A 15,389-nucleotide genomic window follows, 5' to 3' on the forward strand; every position below is an offset into this window, starting at 1 on the left:
GCGCTACCGCCCGCAAGGCGGCGCCGACGGCTTCTACAATCCCAACGGCGAGAGCGTCGTGCGCGCCTTCCTGCGCACGCCGATGGATGCGTCGAAGATCTCGTCGCGCTTCGGCATGCGCGAACATCCGATCCTGGGCTACAGCGCGTTGCATGCCGGCGTGGATTTCGCCGCACCATCGGGGACGCCGATCCTCGCCGCCGGCGCGGGCAAGGTGGTGATGGCGGGACCGAACGGTGGCTACGGACTCTACGTCAAGCTGCAGCACACCAGCGACGTCGGCACGGCCTACGGGCACATGTCGCGGCTCGGTCCCGGCATCAAGCCGGGCGTCGCCGTGCGCCAGGGACAGGTGATCGGCTTCGTCGGCTCGACCGGCATGTCGACGGGACCGCACCTGCACTACGAGTTCCATCGCGGCGGCAAGCAGGTCAATCCGCTGGCTCAGAAATTCGCGATGCGCGCCCAGGTTGCCGGCAAGGATGCCGGGCGCTTCCAGGCGCTGGCCAAGCAGTACTTGGCGCAGCTCAAGAACGCGCCGGTCGTGGCGGGTACCAAGAAGGCGAAGGACAAGGACTCGCCGCAGGTCGCGAAGGGGGATTGATCATGGGAGCGCGGACCTCCGGTCCGCGCTCCCGGCAAAGAAAAGGGCGCGACTCTCGTCGCGCCCTTTCGCTTTTCAAGTAACAACCCTTAGTCGTCGGCCGCCTCGCTCATCACGCGCTGGCCGCCGACGCTGAGCTCGCCGTTCTCGACCGACACCTTGACGGTATCGCCGTCCTTGATCCGGCCCTCGAGGATCTGAGTCGCCAGCGGATTCTGCAGGCTGCGCTGGATCACCCGCTTCAGCGGACGCGCGCCGTAGACCGGATCGTAGCCGCGGTTGGCCAGCCACTGCATCGCCTTGCTGTCGAACTCCAGGTCGATCTTGCGATCGGCCAAGAGCTTGCGCAGGCGGCCGAGCTGGATGTCGACGATGTCCGTCATGTGTGCCCGGCTCAGCCGGTTGAACAGCAGGATCTCGTCGAGGCGGTTCAGGAACTCCGGCCGGAAGGCGCGGCGCACCTCCTCCATCACCTGCTCGCGCACCGTCTCGGCCGACTGGCCATCGGCCAGCGCCGCGAGATGCGAGCTGCCGAGGTTCGAGGTCAGCACGATCAGCGTGTTCTTGAAGTCGACCGTGCGGCCCTGGCCGTCGGTCAGGCGACCGTCGTCCAATACCTGCAGCAGCACGTTGAACACGTCGGGATGCGCCTTCTCGACCTCGTCGAACAGGATCACCTGGTAGGGCCGGCGCCGCACCGCTTCGGTCAGCACGCCGCCCTCGTCATAGCCGACATAGCCTGGAGGCGCGCCGATCAGGCGGCTGACGGAGTGCTTCTCCATGAACTCGCTCATGTCGATGCGCACCATCGCCTGGTCGTCGTCGAACAGGAACTCGGCGATCGCCTTGGTGAGCTCGGTCTTGCCGACGCCGGTCGGGCCGAGGAACAGGAACGAGCCGATCGGCCGGTTGGGATCCTGCAGGCCGGCACGGGCGCGGCGCACCGCGTCGGCCACCGCACGCACGGCCTCGTCCTGGCCGACCACGCGCTTGCGGATCTGGTCTTCCATGCGCAACAGCTTGCCGCGCTCGCCTTCCAGCATCTTGTCGACCGGCACGCCGGTCCAGCGCGACACAACCGCAGCGATGTCCTCGGGCGTGACCTCTTCCTTGACGCCCTTGCCGCCCTGAACCTCGTGGTTCTCGGCCTCCTTGAGCTTCTTCTCGAGGTCGGGGATCACGCCGTAGGCCAGCTCGCCCGCTCTGGCCAGCTCGCCCTTGCGTTGTGCGATCTCGAGCTCCGAGCGCGCCTTGTCGATCTGCTCCTTGATCTTCTGCGAATCGGCGAGCTTGTCCTTGGCCGACTTCCACTGAGCGGTGAGCTCGGCCGACTTCTCCTCGAGACCCGACAGCTCCTTCTCCAGCCGCTCCAGCCGGTCGCGCGACGCCTGGTCGCTCTCCTTCTTGAGCGCCTCCTTCTCGATCTTGAGCTGGATGATGCGCCGGTCGAGCTCGTCGAGCGCCTCGGGCTTGCTGTCGACCTGCATGCGGATGCGGCTCGCCGCCTCGTCCATGAGGTCGATCGCCTTGTCCGGCAGGAACCGGTCGGAGATGTAGCGGTTGGAGAGCGTCGCGGCCGCCACGAGTGCCGCATCGGCAATGCGCACGCCGTGATGCAGCTCGTACTTCTCCTTCAGCCCGCGCAGGATCGAGACCGTGTCCTCGACCGTGGGCTCGGCGACGAAAACCGGCTGAAACCGGCGCGCCAGCGCCGCATCCTTCTCGATGTGCTTGCGGTACTCGTCGAGCGTCGTGGCGCCCACGCAATGCAGCTCGCCGCGCGCCAGCGCGGGCTTCAGCATGTTGGAGGCGTCCATCGCGCCGTCGGCCTTGCCGGCACCGATCAGGGTGTGCAGCTCGTCGATGAAGACGATGATGTCGCCCTCGGCCGACGCGATCTCCGACAGCACGGCCTTCAGCCGTTCCTCGAACTCGCCGCGATACTTGGCGCCGGCGACCATGGCGCCGAGGTCGAGCGCCATCAGCTTCTTGCCCTTCAGCGCCTCCGGCACGTCGTCGTTGACGATGCGCAGCGCCAGGCCCTCGGCGATGGCGGTCTTGCCGACGCCAGGCTCGCCGATCAGCACGGGATTGTTCTTGGTGCGCCGGCTCAGCACCTGGATGGTGCGGCGGATCTCCTCGTCGCGGCCGATCACCGGATCGAGCTTGCCCTCGCGCGCCACCTGGGTGAGGTCGCGGGCATATTTCTTCAGCGCGTCATAGCCGCTCTCGGCCGATGCCGAATCGGCGGTGCGGCCCTTGCGCAGATCCTGGATCGCCTTCTCGAGCGCCTGCGGCTTGACGTTGCCCTTGGCCAGCGCATCGGCGGCCTCGGTGCCCTTGGCGAGCGCCAGCGCCATCAGCATGCGCTCGACGGTGACGAAGGAATCGCCTGCCTTCTCGGCGATGGCTTCGGCCTGGTCGAAGACGCGCGCCGTCTCGGGCGCCATGTAGATCTGGCCCGCGCCCTGGCCTTCGACCTTGGGCTGCTTGGCGAGGTTGGCTTCGACCGCGCGATGGACGGCGCGGGAATCGCCGCCTGCGGACGCAATCAGGTTGGCGGCGAGGCCTTCCGGATCGTCGAGCAGGACTTTCAAAAGATGGTCGGGAACGAGCCTCTGGTGGCCTTCACGCAGAGCCAGCATTTGGGCACTCTGCAGGAAACCGCGCATGCGCTCGGTGTACTTTTCCTGATTCATTTCTCTCTACCCTTTCATTCGCACCCCCGTCATCGGCGGGCGAAAGAGCGGACCCTCTCCAGAGGCATCCTGATGCCGATATGGGGAGGGATCCCGACCTTGCAAGACCGGATCAGACGTGCGGCTTTTCTCTGTAACTGTGGTGGGTTATCACGACTGCCAACACGACATAGATCAAGGAAACAGGGAGAATTTCATGTCTGGTGGTCATGGCCATGTAGACACTTCGAACAAGAAAATCGCCCTCCTGGTGGCCGTCCTGGCCGCCTCGCTGGCGATCTCCGAGATGGGCGGCAAGAGCTCGCAAACCAACGCGCTGCTCAGTCATGCCGAAGCGTCCAACCTGTGGAATTTCTTCCAAGCCAAGACGATTCGACAGACGGTCCTGCGCACCGCGGCCGACGAGGCCGAGGCGACGTTCAAGGACAATCCGCAAAACATCCCAGCGGCCATGAAGGCCCAGTCCGACCGGTGGCGCCAGACCGCCCAACGCTACGAGACCGAGCCGGAGACCGGCGAAGGCCGCAAGGAGCTGATGGTCCGCGCCAAGGCCAAGGAAGAGCATCGCGACAGGTCGCTGGCCGCCTACCACATGTTCGAATACGCCTCGGCAGCCTTTCAGCTGGCGATCGTGCTGGCCGGCGCGGCGGCCCTGACGTCGGTCGTCTGGCTGACCGTCATCTCATGCGGCCTCGGTGTCCTCGGCCTCGGCTTCACGGTCGTGGCGTTCGTCGCCCCGAACCTGATCCATCTGCCTTGATCCAATAAAAACGCCCGGCAGTGGGACTGCCGGGCGTTTTGTCGGTTGTCACTCGGCGCGAGGGTTACCCCGCGCTAACCGCAGCAAAGGGGTCTTTAAAGCTGCAGGAAGGTTCCCTCGCTACGCTCGGGATGACAGGGATCGCTAGCTGCCGCCGCCGCCGCGACGTCCGGTTGCCGGCGTGAATTCCGGCACCTCGGGCTGCTCGTCTGCCGCCGGATCGTTGCCGCCCTGCGCATTGCGTCCGTTCTGCAGGAAGGCGACGCCGCCGAGGCCGGGCTCGTCGTTCTGTTCGTCTCGGCCACCTGACCGCTCGCCCTGGCCGTGCCCGTTGCCATTGGGCTGCTGCGGCTGGCCGCCCCCTTGTCCTTGCATCCCTTGCTGCTGCGGCGCCTGGCCCTCTTCGCCGCCATCGCCCCAGCCCTGATTGTTGCGCTGGGCGAAGCCGCCCGAGGCCTGGATCATACGGTAGTAGTGGTCGGCGTACTGCCAGTAGGCCTCGGCCATGATGCGGTCGCCCGAGGATGCCGCCTCGCGCGCCAGCGCCTGGTACTTGTCGAAGACCTGGTGGGCATTGCCGCGCACGCGGACGTCGGGCCCGCTTGAGTCAAAGATCTGGTTTCGATTGGGCGGACGGTTGGGGTTGTGGCTGTGCTGCTTATGATGGTGGCCACCGCCACCGCCGCCACCATTGCGACCGCCGCGCGACCGCTGACGATTGTTTGGTCTCATTACCTAAGGCCAGTTACATGCCGGACGGTGTTGTTCTTTGCTAACCCTCTGCCCTTCGTGGGCGCCGTCAGGCTGATTGTCAGAGGGATTAATTGCCTGGTGCCACCCATTGACCCAGGCCAAGCCCCCCCAAGGGGCTCAGATGAACGTAGTCTCATTCTGTTTAGTTGCCAACCATTTAATACCTCAAGGAGACCACCCGGTCGATGCCGCCGAGGTCTTTCCAGGGCGCTTCGGGCGTAAAACCTGTGGATTGGAAAATCTTATGTATTTCAGGAGCTTGGCCCTCCCCCGCTTCGAGCAATAAGCGACCGCCGGGGGTGACCAGGCGGGGGGCTTCTGCGGCGATCGCGCGATAGGCCGCAAGCCCGTCCGCCCCGCCATCGAGCGCCAGCTTGGGCTCAAAGCGACTCACTTCCGGCATCAGGCCCGCGATGGCGCCCGCCTCGATATAGGGTGGGTTGCTGACCAGCAAATCGAACGGCCCACCGACCTGGTCGTGCCAGTCCGGCTGACGCCAATCGCCCAGCAGAAGTTCCGCCCGATCCTCGACGTGCAAGGCAGCGGCGTTCGTCCGGGCAACGGCGAGGGCGGCCTCCGATATTTCCAGGCCAACGCCGCGGGCGGCGCGAAACTCGTGCAGCAGCGTCAGCAACAGGCAGCCCGAACCCAGGCCGAGATCCAGGATCCGCCAGGGCGGCGCACGATCGGCCAGCAACGCCAGTGCTGCCTCGATGACCGTCTCGCTGTCCGGCCGCGGCACCAGCACCGCCGGCGAGACCTTGAACGGCAAGCCCCAGAATTCGCGCTCGCCCAGGATATACGCCATGGGCTCGCGCTGGACGCGCCGCGCCGTCAGTTCGCGCAAAGCGGCGGCAACGGCGGCGGGCGCGGGCTCGTTGCCGCGCGCGACTAACTGCTCGACCGACAGGCCAGCCGCGCGAGCGAGCAGCAGGCGCGCTTCGAAACGGACATTGTCGAGGCCCGCGGCCGACAGCGCCGCCGCCGCATCGCGCAGCAGGCTGTCGTAAGTCGATCCTGGGGTCAGGCCGCGAGCTCCGCCAGGCGCCCCGCCTCGTCATCGGCGATCAGCGCGTCGATGATCTCGTCGAGCGCGCGGCCGTCCATCACCTCGTCGAGCTTGTAGAGCGTGAGGTTGATGCGATGGTCGGACACGCGGCCTTGCGGGAAGTTGTAGGTGCGGATGCGTTCGCTGCGATCGCCGCTGCCTACCTGGCCCTTGCGGTCGGCGGCGCGGGCATCGTCGCGGCGCTGGCGCTCGGCGTCGTACAGGCGGGCGCGCAGGATCTTCATGGCCTTGGCGCGGTTCTTGTGCTGGCTCTTCTCGTCCTGCTGACTGACCACGACGCCGGTCGGCAGATGGGTGATGCGCACGGCGGAATCGGTGGTGTTGACCGACTGGCCGCCCGGCCCGGACGAGCGGAAGACGTCGATGCGCAGGTCCTTCTCGTCGATCTTGATGTCGAACTCCTCGGCCTCGGGCAATACCGCCACGGTCGCAGCCGAGGTGTGGATGCGGCCCTGGGCCTCGGTCGCCGGCACGCGTTGCACGCGATGCACGCCCGATTCGAACTTCAGCCGGGCGAACACGCCGCGGCCCGATACGGTGGCGATCGCCTCCTTGTAGCCGCCGATGCCGGTGTCGGAGAGCTCCATGACCTCGAAGCGCCAGCCATGCTCGGCGGCATAGCGCTGGTACATGCGAAACAGATCGGCCGCGAACAGGGCCGCTTCGTCGCCGCCGGTGCCGGCGCGGATTTCCAGGATGGCGTTCTTCTCGTCGGCCGCATCCTTGGGCAGCAGCATGCGCTTCACCGAGCGCTCGAGCTCGGGCAGCCGCTTCTTGATCGCCGCCGCCTCTTCCTCGGCCATCGCCTTCATGTCGGGATCGGCGGCCAGGGCCTCGGCGTCCTTCAGCTCCTGCTCGGCCTTGCGCCATTCGCCGATCGCCTCGACCAGCGGCCCGAGATCGGAATACTCCTTCGAGGCCGCGACGAACTTCTGCGAATCGAGACCGGCGCCCGACAGGCTGGCCTGGAGCTCGGCGTAGCGGGCGGTGATCTGGTCGAGTTTCTGCAGCAAAGACATGGGAGGCCGCTCGTTACACAAAACCGCCGCAAGGCGCAAATCGGGCCGCATTGAGCAGGTTGGTGCGCTGGCGCGTCGTGGTCTTCCGGACCGCCGGCCTCCGGCCGGCTCGTGATCTTTCGGACCGCGCGCCTCATGAGCGCGCGGGGACGCGCGCGGTCCGGAAGAGCATGAGATGACACGCCACTGGAGTGACGCGCCCTCAGCTCAGGCTTTCAAGAGCTCTGCCAGGGCGTCCAGCGCCACTTCGCGCTGCTCGCCGCTGTCGAGGTCTTTTAGCTGCGCAACGCCCTTGGCGAGCTCGTCGTCGCCGATGATCAGGACGGCGCGGGCGTTGAGCTTGTTGGCGCGCTGCATGCGCCGTTTCATGTTGCCGCGATAGTCCTGCTCGACGGAGATGCCCTGGCGGCGCAGCGTGCGCGCGAGACCCAGCGCCTTAGCCTCGGCCGCAGCACCGAGCGGTGCCATCACGACGGGCCGCGGCAGCGGCGCGGGGTCGTTGCACAGCATCATCATGCGCTCGATGCCGCCGGCCCAGCCGATGCCGGCCGTTGGCGGACCGCCCAGCTCGGCGATCAGGCCGTCATAGCGGCCGCCGCCCAGCACCGTGCCCTGGGCACCGATGTGGCTGGTCACGAACTCGAAGGCGGTGTGGGTGTAGTAGTCGAGGCCGCGGACCAGCGCGGGATCGATCTCGAACCCGATACCGGCCGCCGTGAGGCCATCCTGCACGGCGGCGAAGAAGTCCCGGCTCGCCTGGTTCAGATAGTCGGCGAAGGACGGCGCCTTGGCGTTGATCGCCTTGTCGCCCTCGTCCTTGCTGTCGAGGATGCGCAACGGATTGCGCTGCAGGCGGCTCTTCGAATCCTCGGAAAGCTTGTCGAGATGGGCCGAATAGTACTCGACCAGCACCTTGCGATAGACCTGCCGGCTCTCCGGATCGCCCAACGAATTGAGCTTCAGCACGCAGCGGTCGAGGATGCCCAGCCGATCGAGGATGTCGGCCGCCACCGAGATCACCTCGATGTCGGCGCCCGGCTCGGGCGCGCCCAGCACCTCCAGGTCGATCTGGTGGAACTGGCGTTGGCGGCCCTTCTGCGGCCGCTCGTAGCGGAACATCGGCCCGGCAGCGAAGATCTTGAGCGGCAATTGCTGGGCGAGGTCGCCGTTGGAGACGAAGGCACGGCAGATGCCGGCGGTGTATTCCGGCCGCAAGGTCAGCGATTCGTTGCCGCGGTCGGTGAACGTGTACATCTCCTTGGAGACGACGTCGGTCGTCTCGCCGATGCCGCGGGCGAACAGCTCGGTGAACTCGAAGATCGGCGTCGCCATCTCGCGATAGCCGTAGAGGCGCGCCACGTCGCGCGCCGAATCGATGACGTGGGCGAAGCGTCGGTAGTCATCGGGAAGGATGTCGTGCGTGCCGCGCACGGGCTGCATTTTGCTCACGGAAAATCGCCTCGGATTGATCGTCGAAGAAGGAAAGGGTCGAAAGCGCTACTCGGCGGCGGCCCGGTGTCGCTCGGCTTCCTCAGCCTTCGCAGCCTCGATCTCGGCCGCCTTCTTCTCGATCAGCCCGGCCAGGTGCTCGACGATGTCGGCATCCTTCAGCCTGTGGTGCGGCACGCCCGCGACATAGACCTGGTGCGTGCCGTTGCCGCCACCGGTGAAGCCGAGGTCGGTCTCGCGCGCCTCGCCCGGCCCGTTCACCACGCAGCCGATCACCGACACCGTCATCGGCGTGGTGATGTGGGCGACGCGCTTCTCCAGCGCCTCGACGGTGCGGATGACGTCGTACTGCTGCCGCGCGCACGACGGGCAGGAGATGATGTTGACGCCGCGGTGACGCAGGTTGAGCGCCTTCAGGAGCTCGAAGCCGACCTTCACCTCTTCCTCGGGCTCGGCCGACAGCGAGACGCGCACCGTGTCGCCGATGCCCGCCCACAGGAGCGAGCCCAGGCCGATCGACGACTTCACCGTGCCGGTGCGCAGACCGCCCGCCTCGGTGACGCCGATATGCAGTGGGTAATCGCAGGCATCGGCAAGCTGTTGATAAGCCGCGACGGCGAGGAAGACGTCGGACGCCTTCACGCTGATCTTGAACTCGTGAAAGTCGTGGTCCTGCAGGATGCGCGCGTGATCGAGCGCGCTCTCGACCATCGCCTCCGGGCAGGGCTCGCCGTACTTCTCCAGCAGGTCCTTCTCGAGCGACCCGGCGTTGACGCCGATGCGCATGGAGCAGCCGTGGTCGCGGGCCGCCTTGACGACCTCGCGCACCCGGTCGGCGCTGCCGATATTGCCGGGATTGATGCGCAGGCAGGCGGCGCCGGCGTCGGCGGCCTCGATGGCGCGCTTATAGTGGAAATGGATGTCGGCCACGATCGGCACCTTGGTGGCCTTGACGATGGCCGGCAGGGCCGCCGTCGATTCCTCGTCCGGGCAGGAGACGCGGATGATGTCGACGCCCGCCTCCTCGCAGCGGCGGATCTGGTCGATGGTCGCCCCGGCATCGGCGGTCAGCGTGTTGGTCATGGTCTGGACCGTAATCGGCGAATCGCCGCCGACCGGGACGGAGCCGACCATGATGCGCCGCGACTTGCGGCGCACGATGTCGCGATAGGGCCTGATGCTCATGACGCAAATGTAGTCGCGCCGGCCGGGCTTATCCAGCCGATGTCAAAGACCGAAATATGACGTTAAAGCACATTCCGCCCGGCTGGGAACCAGCCCGGCGGAATGTGTCCGGTGAAATCAGCATCACCCGCGCGCGCGATTCCGATCAAGTGGAACCGCAACGCGGTTCCACTTGATCGGAATCCGCTCTATCGGGCGTCGACGATGCGATAGGCGATACCCGCAGGCACGACGTAGCTTTCGCCGGCCCGCACATAGGTCTGCGCCAGAACGTCGCCGTTGGGCGCGCGCAGCTCGATCCAGCTGTTGCCGCGCACCCTGACGGTGGTGTCGGCGCGAACCGGTACGCTGGCGGGCTCGGCCGCCGGCGGACGCGCGGCTTCCTCGACAGCCGGCGCCGCGGCCTGCTGCGGCGGCTGCTGCGTGGCAACGCGCGGCTGCTCGGCACCTGCCGGCGGCTGGGCGGCCTGCGCCTGGCCCGGGCCGGGAAGGTTCATCATCACCGGCGGCGGCGGTGGCGGCGGAACGGCGGCGACGACCGGCGGCGCGAGGGGCGTGCCCTGCGGCGGCTGAGGCGGCGGAGGGGCGGCCGTTTCACGGCGCGCCGGCCAGACTTCGGCCGGAAGGTTACCGGGCGCGGGGCGCGCCTCCTGGCTCGGCGGAACGGACTGCGTCCCCTGCCCCGACACGACCGGGGCCGGCGTGCTGGTTGTCGCGGCGGGCGGGTGAGCGTCGGTCGACGGAGCCGGGTTGGGACTGGAAGCCAGCAGGCGATCCGGCACCGGCGGCACCTTCTCGGCCACCACCGACTGCTCACGCGGCAGATAGTGCCAGGCGGCGTAGCCGACACCCACGACCAGCAGCACGGTCAGGACGGCGAGCCCGATCGGCGCCCTTCTTTCCACGATGGGGAAATCAGCCGGCAGGGTGACAGGGCGCTTGATAGGAACAGGACCGGACAGGTGATAGGCCGTCATGACCTTTTCTGGGTCCAGTCCGACATGCGATGCGTAGGCGCGCAGGAAGGCGGGGATGTAGGCAGCACCCGGCAGCTTGTCGAAGCGACCCTCTTCGATCGCCTCGAGATTGGCACGACGGATTTTCAAGCTCTTCTCGACCGTCGCAAGGTCGAGGCCACGCGCTTCACGCTGATCGCGCAGCAAGCGACCTACTGCACGACCCGGTGAGGCTTCGCGTTCCAGCGCACGCCAATCGACCTGATCCGGCATGATGTCCCCTGCTAGTCCCCTCTCTCGCGAGTTTTACCAGAGGCATACTGACAGTTGGAGTCTTATCGTCAAATTTCGATCGAATGATCGGCCGCAAAAAGGCGAAGAGTCTCACGCATCGGTCTGTCTGGTTGCGTAAGCGCAGCGTTCATGAAACCAGTCGCCTCGTTGAGATCGAGCGAACGGATCATGGCCTTCACTGGACCGATCGCACCGGGCGACATCGACAGCGCACGCACGCCGATGGCGAGCAGCGCCAGAGCCTCGACCGGACGGCCCGCCATCTCGCCGCAGACCGACAATTCGACCCCCGCGGGCCGAACCTTTTCCACCACAAAATGTAGCAGTCGAAGCAACGGCGGGGACAAGCTGTCGTAGCGTCCGGCCAGCCGAGTGTTGCCACGGTCGGCGGCGTAAAGGAACTGCAGGAGGTCGTTCGTCCCCACCGAAATGAAGTCGACGTGGGGCAGCAGGCTATCGAGCTGCCAAGCGAGTGCCGGCACTTCGAACATAACGCCAACGCGCAGGCGCTCGGGCACGGGCTGGCCACGCCGCTTCGCGCGCTCGAGTTCGAGATCGAGCAGGCGACGTGCACTCAAGAGCTCACTCACCTCAGCGATCATCGGAAACATCACCGACAACGGCCGGCCACTCGCGCCTTGTATCAAGGCGCGCAACTGACGACGCAGCATCGCCGGCCGATCGAGACCGATGCGGATCGCGCGCCACCCCATCGCAGGATTGTCATCACCGAAGGCGCCGACATAGGGCAGCACCTTGTCACCACCAACATCGAGCGTGCGAAAAGTTACCGGTCGTCCGTCGGCGACATCGAGCACGCGGCTGTAGAGCCAGGTCTGCGCATCGACGTCGGGGAACTCCGAACGCACCATGAACGGGATCTCGGTTCGGTACAGGCCGACGCCGTCGGCTCCCGTCTCGTCGAGATGCTGCATGTCGATCAATAAACCGGCATTCATGTTCAGCGAGATGCGCGCCTGATCGCGCGTCGCCGACGGCAGGTCGCGCAAGGCCATGTATTTGCGCCGCCGCTCGTCGCGCGCCTCGATCGCGGCGTGGATGGTCTGCAGGATGTCGTCGGCCGGCCGCACCAGCACCTGGGCGTTGTCGCCATCGACGACGATGGAATCGCCCGGCTCGACGCGGGAGAGCACATCGGGCGCGCGGCCGACGACGGGAATGTCGAGGGCGCGCGCCACGATGGCGACGTGGCTCATCGCCGAGCCTTCCTCGAGCACCAGGCCGCGCAGCCGCGTGCGGTCGTAGTCGAGCAGCTCGGCCGGGCCCATGTCGCGGGCGATGATGATCATGTCGTCGGGCAGCGACGCCGGATCGGCGACAGCCCGGCCGGCCAGGCGCAGCAGCACCCGGTTGGTGAGATCCTGCAGGTCGCTCAGCCGCTCGCGGATATAGGGATCGGTCGACTGGCCGAGCCGCGCGCGCACGTCGTCGAACGAGCGCTGCACGCCTGCCTCGGCGGTCAGGCCCGAGCCGATCGCCTCGCGTATGCGCTCGAGCCAGCCGCGATCGTCGACGAACATGCGAAAGGTTTCGAGGATCTCGCGCTGCTCGCCCGACTGCATGTCGTGCGCTTCGAGCATGCGGTCGACATCCTCGCGCACGCCATGTGCGGCCTCCTCGAAGCGCTTCAGCTCCTGGCCGGCATCCTCGGCGACGACCTTCTGGATCGAGATGCGCGGCTCGTGCAGCACGGCGTGCCCGATCGCCACGCCCGGCGTCAGCTGCACGCCGTCGACGCGCAGCGGCAGCAGACCGAGACCGTCGACCTGCTGCACCTCGTTGGGGCTGACGAAGTGACCGGCCGCGATCAGCTCTGCCAGCACCATGGCGATGGTCTGCAGCGTCTCGATCTCTTCTTCGTCGTAGTGGCGGCGCGTGCGGTTCTGCACGACCAGCACGCCGAGCACGCGCCCGGCGCGCACGATCGGCACGCCGGCCAGCGAATGGTAGATCTCCTCGCCCGTCTCCGGCCGATAGGCGTATTGCGGATGGGCTTGTGCGTCGGCCAGCGACAAGGGCCGGTTATGGGCGGCGATGTCGCCGACCAGGCCCTCGCCGACTCGCAGGCGCGTGCGGTGCACGGCCGAGGGGTTGAGGCCCTGGGTGGCGAACAGTTCCAGCACCTCGCCGGCGCGCAGCAGATAGATCGAGCAGACCTCGGCCACCATCTCGTTGGCGACCAGGCGCACGACCTCGCCCAGCGGGTCCTCCATGGACTCCGCACGCGCCATCGTGTCCCGGAGCCGCTTTAGGAGCATTCGCGGTCCGGCCGGGGGAGTTGTTCTCTCCATGGTCAGACCGCTAGATGCTTGAGTCGGATGACGACAAAGCTACGGTCGGTGATGCACGCGCAGACGCGCCAAACCGCCGCGCGGCGGGTGTTTTGGCAGGTCATATGAGCGTGGTCGGCGCGCATGGCGTGCTTATAGCAAGACCTGCGCCGAACTGCCTACCCAGCTTGTTCGCATAAGCAGCAGAGAAACTTATGCGAAAGCACTGCTGTCAATGAGGGCACTGCCCTCAGGCGGCGTCCAGCTCATAGGCTGTGTGAAGGGCCCGCACCGCGAGCTCGGTGTACTCGGCGGCGACCAGGACGCTGATCTTGATCTCGGAGGTCGAGATCACCTGGATATTTATCCCCTTGGCGGCAAGGGTCTCGAACATCTTCAACGCCACGCCCGCATGGCTGCGCATGCCGACGCCGATCACCGAGATCTTGGCGACGTTGGTGTCGGACTGGACCTCGGTGAACTTGAGCTCCGTCTTGGCCTTCTGCAGGCGTTCGACGGCGCGGGCGAGATCGGCGCGCGGCACGGTGAAGGTGATGTCGGTCGAGCTGCCGTCGAGCGACACGTTCTGCACGATCATGTCGACATTGACGTTGGCCTCGGCCAACGGGCCGAAGATCGCTGCGGCCACGCCTGGCCGGTCGGCCACGCGGGTCACCGTGATCTTGGCTTCGTCCTTGGCGAAGGCGATGCCGCTCACGACGGATTTCTCGAGTCCCTGGGCCATGATCTCTTCCTCGTCCACAACCATCGTGCCGGGCAGGTCGCTGCCCAGCGCCGCGTCGAACGACGACAGAACCTGCACGCGCACGTGATGGTTCATCGCCAACTCGACCGAACGCGTCTGCAGGACCTTGGAGCCCTGGGACGCCATCTCCAGCATCTCTTCGTAGGTCACCTGATCGATCTTGCGCGCCTTCTCGACGATCCGCGGATCGGTCGTGTAGACGCCGTCGACGTCGGTGTAGATGTCGCAGCGATCGGCTTTCAGCGCCGCCGCCAGCGCCACCGCCGATGTGTCCGAGCCGCCGCGGCCCAAGGTCGTGATGCGACCCTCCGGCGAGAGGCCCTGGAAGCCCGGCACGATCGGCACCTCGCCCGCGGCCATCGCTTCGGCCATGCCAACCGTCTCGATGTCGACGATGCGCGCCTTGGCGTAGGCCGCGTCGGTGCGGATCGGGATCTGCCAGGAGATCCACGAGCGCGACTTCACGCCCATCTGCTGCAGGGCCATGGCCAGAAGGCCGATCGTCACCTGCTCGCCGGTCGCCACGACGACGTCGTACTCGCGCGCATCGTGCAGCGGGGCGATCTCGTTGACCCATTTGACGAGCTGGTTGGTGGCGCCGGACATGGCCGAAACCACGACCGCGACCTCGTTGCCGCGCTCGACCTCGGCTTTGACCTTGCTGGCGACGTTCTTGATGCGATCTGTGTCGCCAACCGAAGTACCGCCGAATTTGAGAACGATGCGCGCCATGGACCTGCTCGAAAGCGGGGTATAGACACCGGGGGCACCATATGGGTCAAGAGCAGCAATGACCGCCACCGGGCATACCACCGTCGATCCGGCCGAGATCGAGCGCTTCTCGCGCATCGCCGCCGAATGGTGGGACCCGACGGGCAAGTTCGCCCCATTGCACCGGCTGAACCCGCTGCGCATCGGCTACATCCGCGACCGCGCCGCCGCCCACTGGCAGCGCGATCCGCTTTCCGGCTCGCCGCTGAAGGACCTGTCGCTGCTCGATATCGGCTGCGGCGGCGGGCTCTTGAGCGAGCCGATGGCCCGATTGGGCGCGCGCGTAACGGGCGTCGATGCGGCCTCGAAGAACGTCAACGTCGCCGCCCTGCATGCCGAGGGACAGGCGCTGGCGATCGACTATCGTCAGGGCACGGCCGAGGCGCTGGCCGAGGCGGGCGCGCAGTTCGACATCGTGCTGGCGCTGGAGATCGTCGAGCACGTGGCCGACGTCGACCTGTTCCTGAAATCGTGCGGCCGCATGGTGAAGCCGGGCGGCCTGATGTTCCTGTCGACGCTCAACCGCACGGCCAAGGCCTGGGCACTCGCCATCGCCGGCGCCGAGTATGTCTTGGGGTGGTTGCCGCGCGGCACGCACGACTGGAAGAAATTCCTGAAGCCGTCGGAAGTCGTGAACGGTCTACGGGGCGGCGGTATCGAGGCGCAGGAGATCGTCGGCGTGGTCTACAGCCCGCTCAGCCGCGCCTGGTCGGTGAACAAGAGCGACCTCGACGTGAATTACATGCTCTATGGCAGCAAGTCCGGCAGGAACT

12 protein-coding genes (1 of these 12 cut by a window edge) are annotated in these 15,389 nt (G+C 66.7%); 3 read left to right on the forward strand and 9 right to left on the reverse strand.

Going from position 1 to position 15,389, the window contains the following annotated elements; all coding sequences use genetic code 11:
* A protein-coding gene (locus tag RSO01_RS34190; protein WP_170303566.1) for a peptidoglycan DD-metalloendopeptidase family protein crosses the window boundary here: on the forward strand, positions 1-604 show its end. Its footprint begins 905 nt before the window's first position; the window shows 604 of its 1,509 coding nt (coding positions 906-1,509); its start codon lies beyond the left edge, outside the window; its stop codon occupies positions 602-604.
* Positions 605-693: 89 nt separating this feature from the next.
* Here the strand turns inward: RSO01_RS34190 and clpB are convergent, their stop codons facing one another.
* Positions 694-3,303: an ATP-dependent chaperone ClpB gene (clpB, locus tag RSO01_RS34195; RefSeq protein WP_147155069.1), complete on the reverse strand. Its 2,610-nt coding sequence runs from the start codon at positions 3,301-3,303 to the stop codon at positions 694-696.
* Positions 3,304-3,499: 196 nt separating this feature from the next.
* On the opposite strand from clpB, the gene RSO01_RS34200 reads away from it, so the two are divergent.
* Positions 3,500-4,063 (forward strand): DUF4337 domain-containing protein, encoded by a 564-nt coding sequence (locus RSO01_RS34200; protein WP_147155070.1) that lies wholly within the window; start codon positions 3,500-3,502, stop codon positions 4,061-4,063.
* A gap of 144 nt (positions 4,064-4,207) precedes the next feature.
* On the opposite strand, the gene RSO01_RS34205 is transcribed toward RSO01_RS34200, so the two are convergent.
* The 8 genes from RSO01_RS34205 to RSO01_RS34240 all read right to left on the reverse strand — a co-directional run bounded on the left by RSO01_RS34205 (position 4,208) and on the right by RSO01_RS34240 (position 14,577).
* The gene (locus RSO01_RS34205) at positions 4,208-4,795 is read right to left on the reverse strand and encodes a DUF4167 domain-containing protein (RefSeq protein ID WP_147155071.1); all 588 of its coding nucleotides are present in this window, start codon (positions 4,793-4,795) and stop codon (positions 4,208-4,210) included.
* 178 nt (positions 4,796-4,973) lie between these two features.
* Positions 4,974-5,843: a peptide chain release factor N(5)-glutamine methyltransferase gene (prmC, locus tag RSO01_RS34210; protein ID WP_147155072.1), complete on the reverse strand. Its 870-nt coding sequence runs from the start codon at positions 5,841-5,843 to the stop codon at positions 4,974-4,976.
* Complete coding sequence (gene prfA / locus RSO01_RS34215) at positions 5,840-6,904, reverse strand: peptide chain release factor 1 (RefSeq protein ID WP_147155073.1); 1,065 nt, start codon at positions 6,902-6,904, stop codon at positions 5,840-5,842. Before prfA ends, prmC begins: the two co-directional genes overlap by 4 nt.
* A 207-nt stretch (positions 6,905-7,111) precedes the next feature.
* Entirely contained in the window at positions 7,112-8,344 is a 1,233-nt protein-coding gene (gene hisS, locus RSO01_RS34220) for a histidine--tRNA ligase (protein ID WP_246159011.1), read from the reverse strand.
* Between the two features lie 57 nt (positions 8,345-8,401).
* Positions 8,402-9,538 carry a flavodoxin-dependent (E)-4-hydroxy-3-methylbut-2-enyl-diphosphate synthase gene (gene ispG / locus RSO01_RS34225; RefSeq protein WP_147155075.1) on the reverse strand — a complete coding sequence of 379 codons (1,137 nt, stop codon included), beginning with the start codon at positions 9,536-9,538 and terminating at the stop codon, positions 8,402-8,404.
* Between the two features lie 188 nt (positions 9,539-9,726).
* On the reverse strand, positions 9,727-10,767 hold the full coding sequence (locus tag RSO01_RS34230) for a helix-turn-helix domain-containing protein (RefSeq protein ID WP_147155076.1): 1,041 nt from the start codon (positions 10,765-10,767) through the stop codon (positions 9,727-9,729).
* A 68-nt stretch (positions 10,768-10,835) separates the two neighbouring features.
* Positions 10,836-13,022 (reverse strand): phosphoenolpyruvate--protein phosphotransferase, encoded by a 2,187-nt coding sequence (gene ptsP, locus RSO01_RS34235; protein WP_246159008.1) that lies wholly within the window; start codon positions 13,020-13,022, stop codon positions 10,836-10,838.
* A gap of 307 nt (positions 13,023-13,329) precedes the next feature.
* The gene (locus RSO01_RS34240) at positions 13,330-14,577 is read right to left on the reverse strand and encodes an aspartate kinase (protein ID WP_147155078.1); all 1,248 of its coding nucleotides are present in this window, start codon (positions 14,575-14,577) and stop codon (positions 13,330-13,332) included.
* Positions 14,578-14,635: 58 nt separating this feature from the next.
* Here RSO01_RS34240 and ubiG point away from each other — a divergent pair.
* Positions 14,636-15,389: bifunctional 2-polyprenyl-6-hydroxyphenol methylase/3-demethylubiquinol 3-O-methyltransferase UbiG (gene ubiG, locus RSO01_RS34245; protein ID WP_147155079.1), on the forward strand; the 754-nt coding region annotated here is incomplete at its 3' end.

It is taken from the genome of Reyranella soli, assembly GCF_007992495.1.
GTDB lineage: Bacteria > Pseudomonadota > Alphaproteobacteria > Reyranellales > Reyranellaceae > Reyranella > Reyranella soli.

Bases quoted from the DNA above. Each gene is read 5' to 3' on its own strand.
- hisS (WP_246159011.1), bottom strand. From the start codon at position 8,344: ATGCAGCCCGTGCGCGGCACGCACGACATCCTTCCCGATGACTACCGA.
- prfA (WP_147155073.1), bottom strand. From the start codon at position 6,904: ATGTCTTTGCTGCAGAAACTCGACCAGATCACCGCCCGCTACGCCGAG.
- ispG (WP_147155075.1), bottom strand. From the start codon at position 9,538: ATGAGCATCAGGCCCTATCGCGACATCGTGCGCCGCAAGTCGCGGCGC.
- RSO01_RS34230 (WP_147155076.1), bottom strand. From the start codon at position 10,767: ATGCCGGATCAGGTCGATTGGCGTGCGCTGGAACGCGAAGCCTCACCG.
- RSO01_RS34240 (WP_147155078.1), bottom strand. From the start codon at position 14,577: ATGGCGCGCATCGTTCTCAAATTCGGCGGTACTTCGGTTGGCGACACA.
- clpB (WP_147155069.1), bottom strand. From the start codon at position 3,303: ATGAATCAGGAAAAGTACACCGAGCGCATGCGCGGTTTCCTGCAGAGT.
- RSO01_RS34200 (WP_147155070.1), top strand. From the start codon at position 3,500: ATGTCTGGTGGTCATGGCCATGTAGACACTTCGAACAAGAAAATCGCC.
- RSO01_RS34205 (WP_147155071.1), bottom strand. From the start codon at position 4,795: ATGAGACCAAACAATCGTCAGCGGTCGCGCGGCGGTCGCAATGGTGGC.
- ptsP (WP_246159008.1), bottom strand. From the start codon at position 13,022: ATGGAGGACCCGCTGGGCGAGGTCGTGCGCCTGGTCGCCAACGAGATG.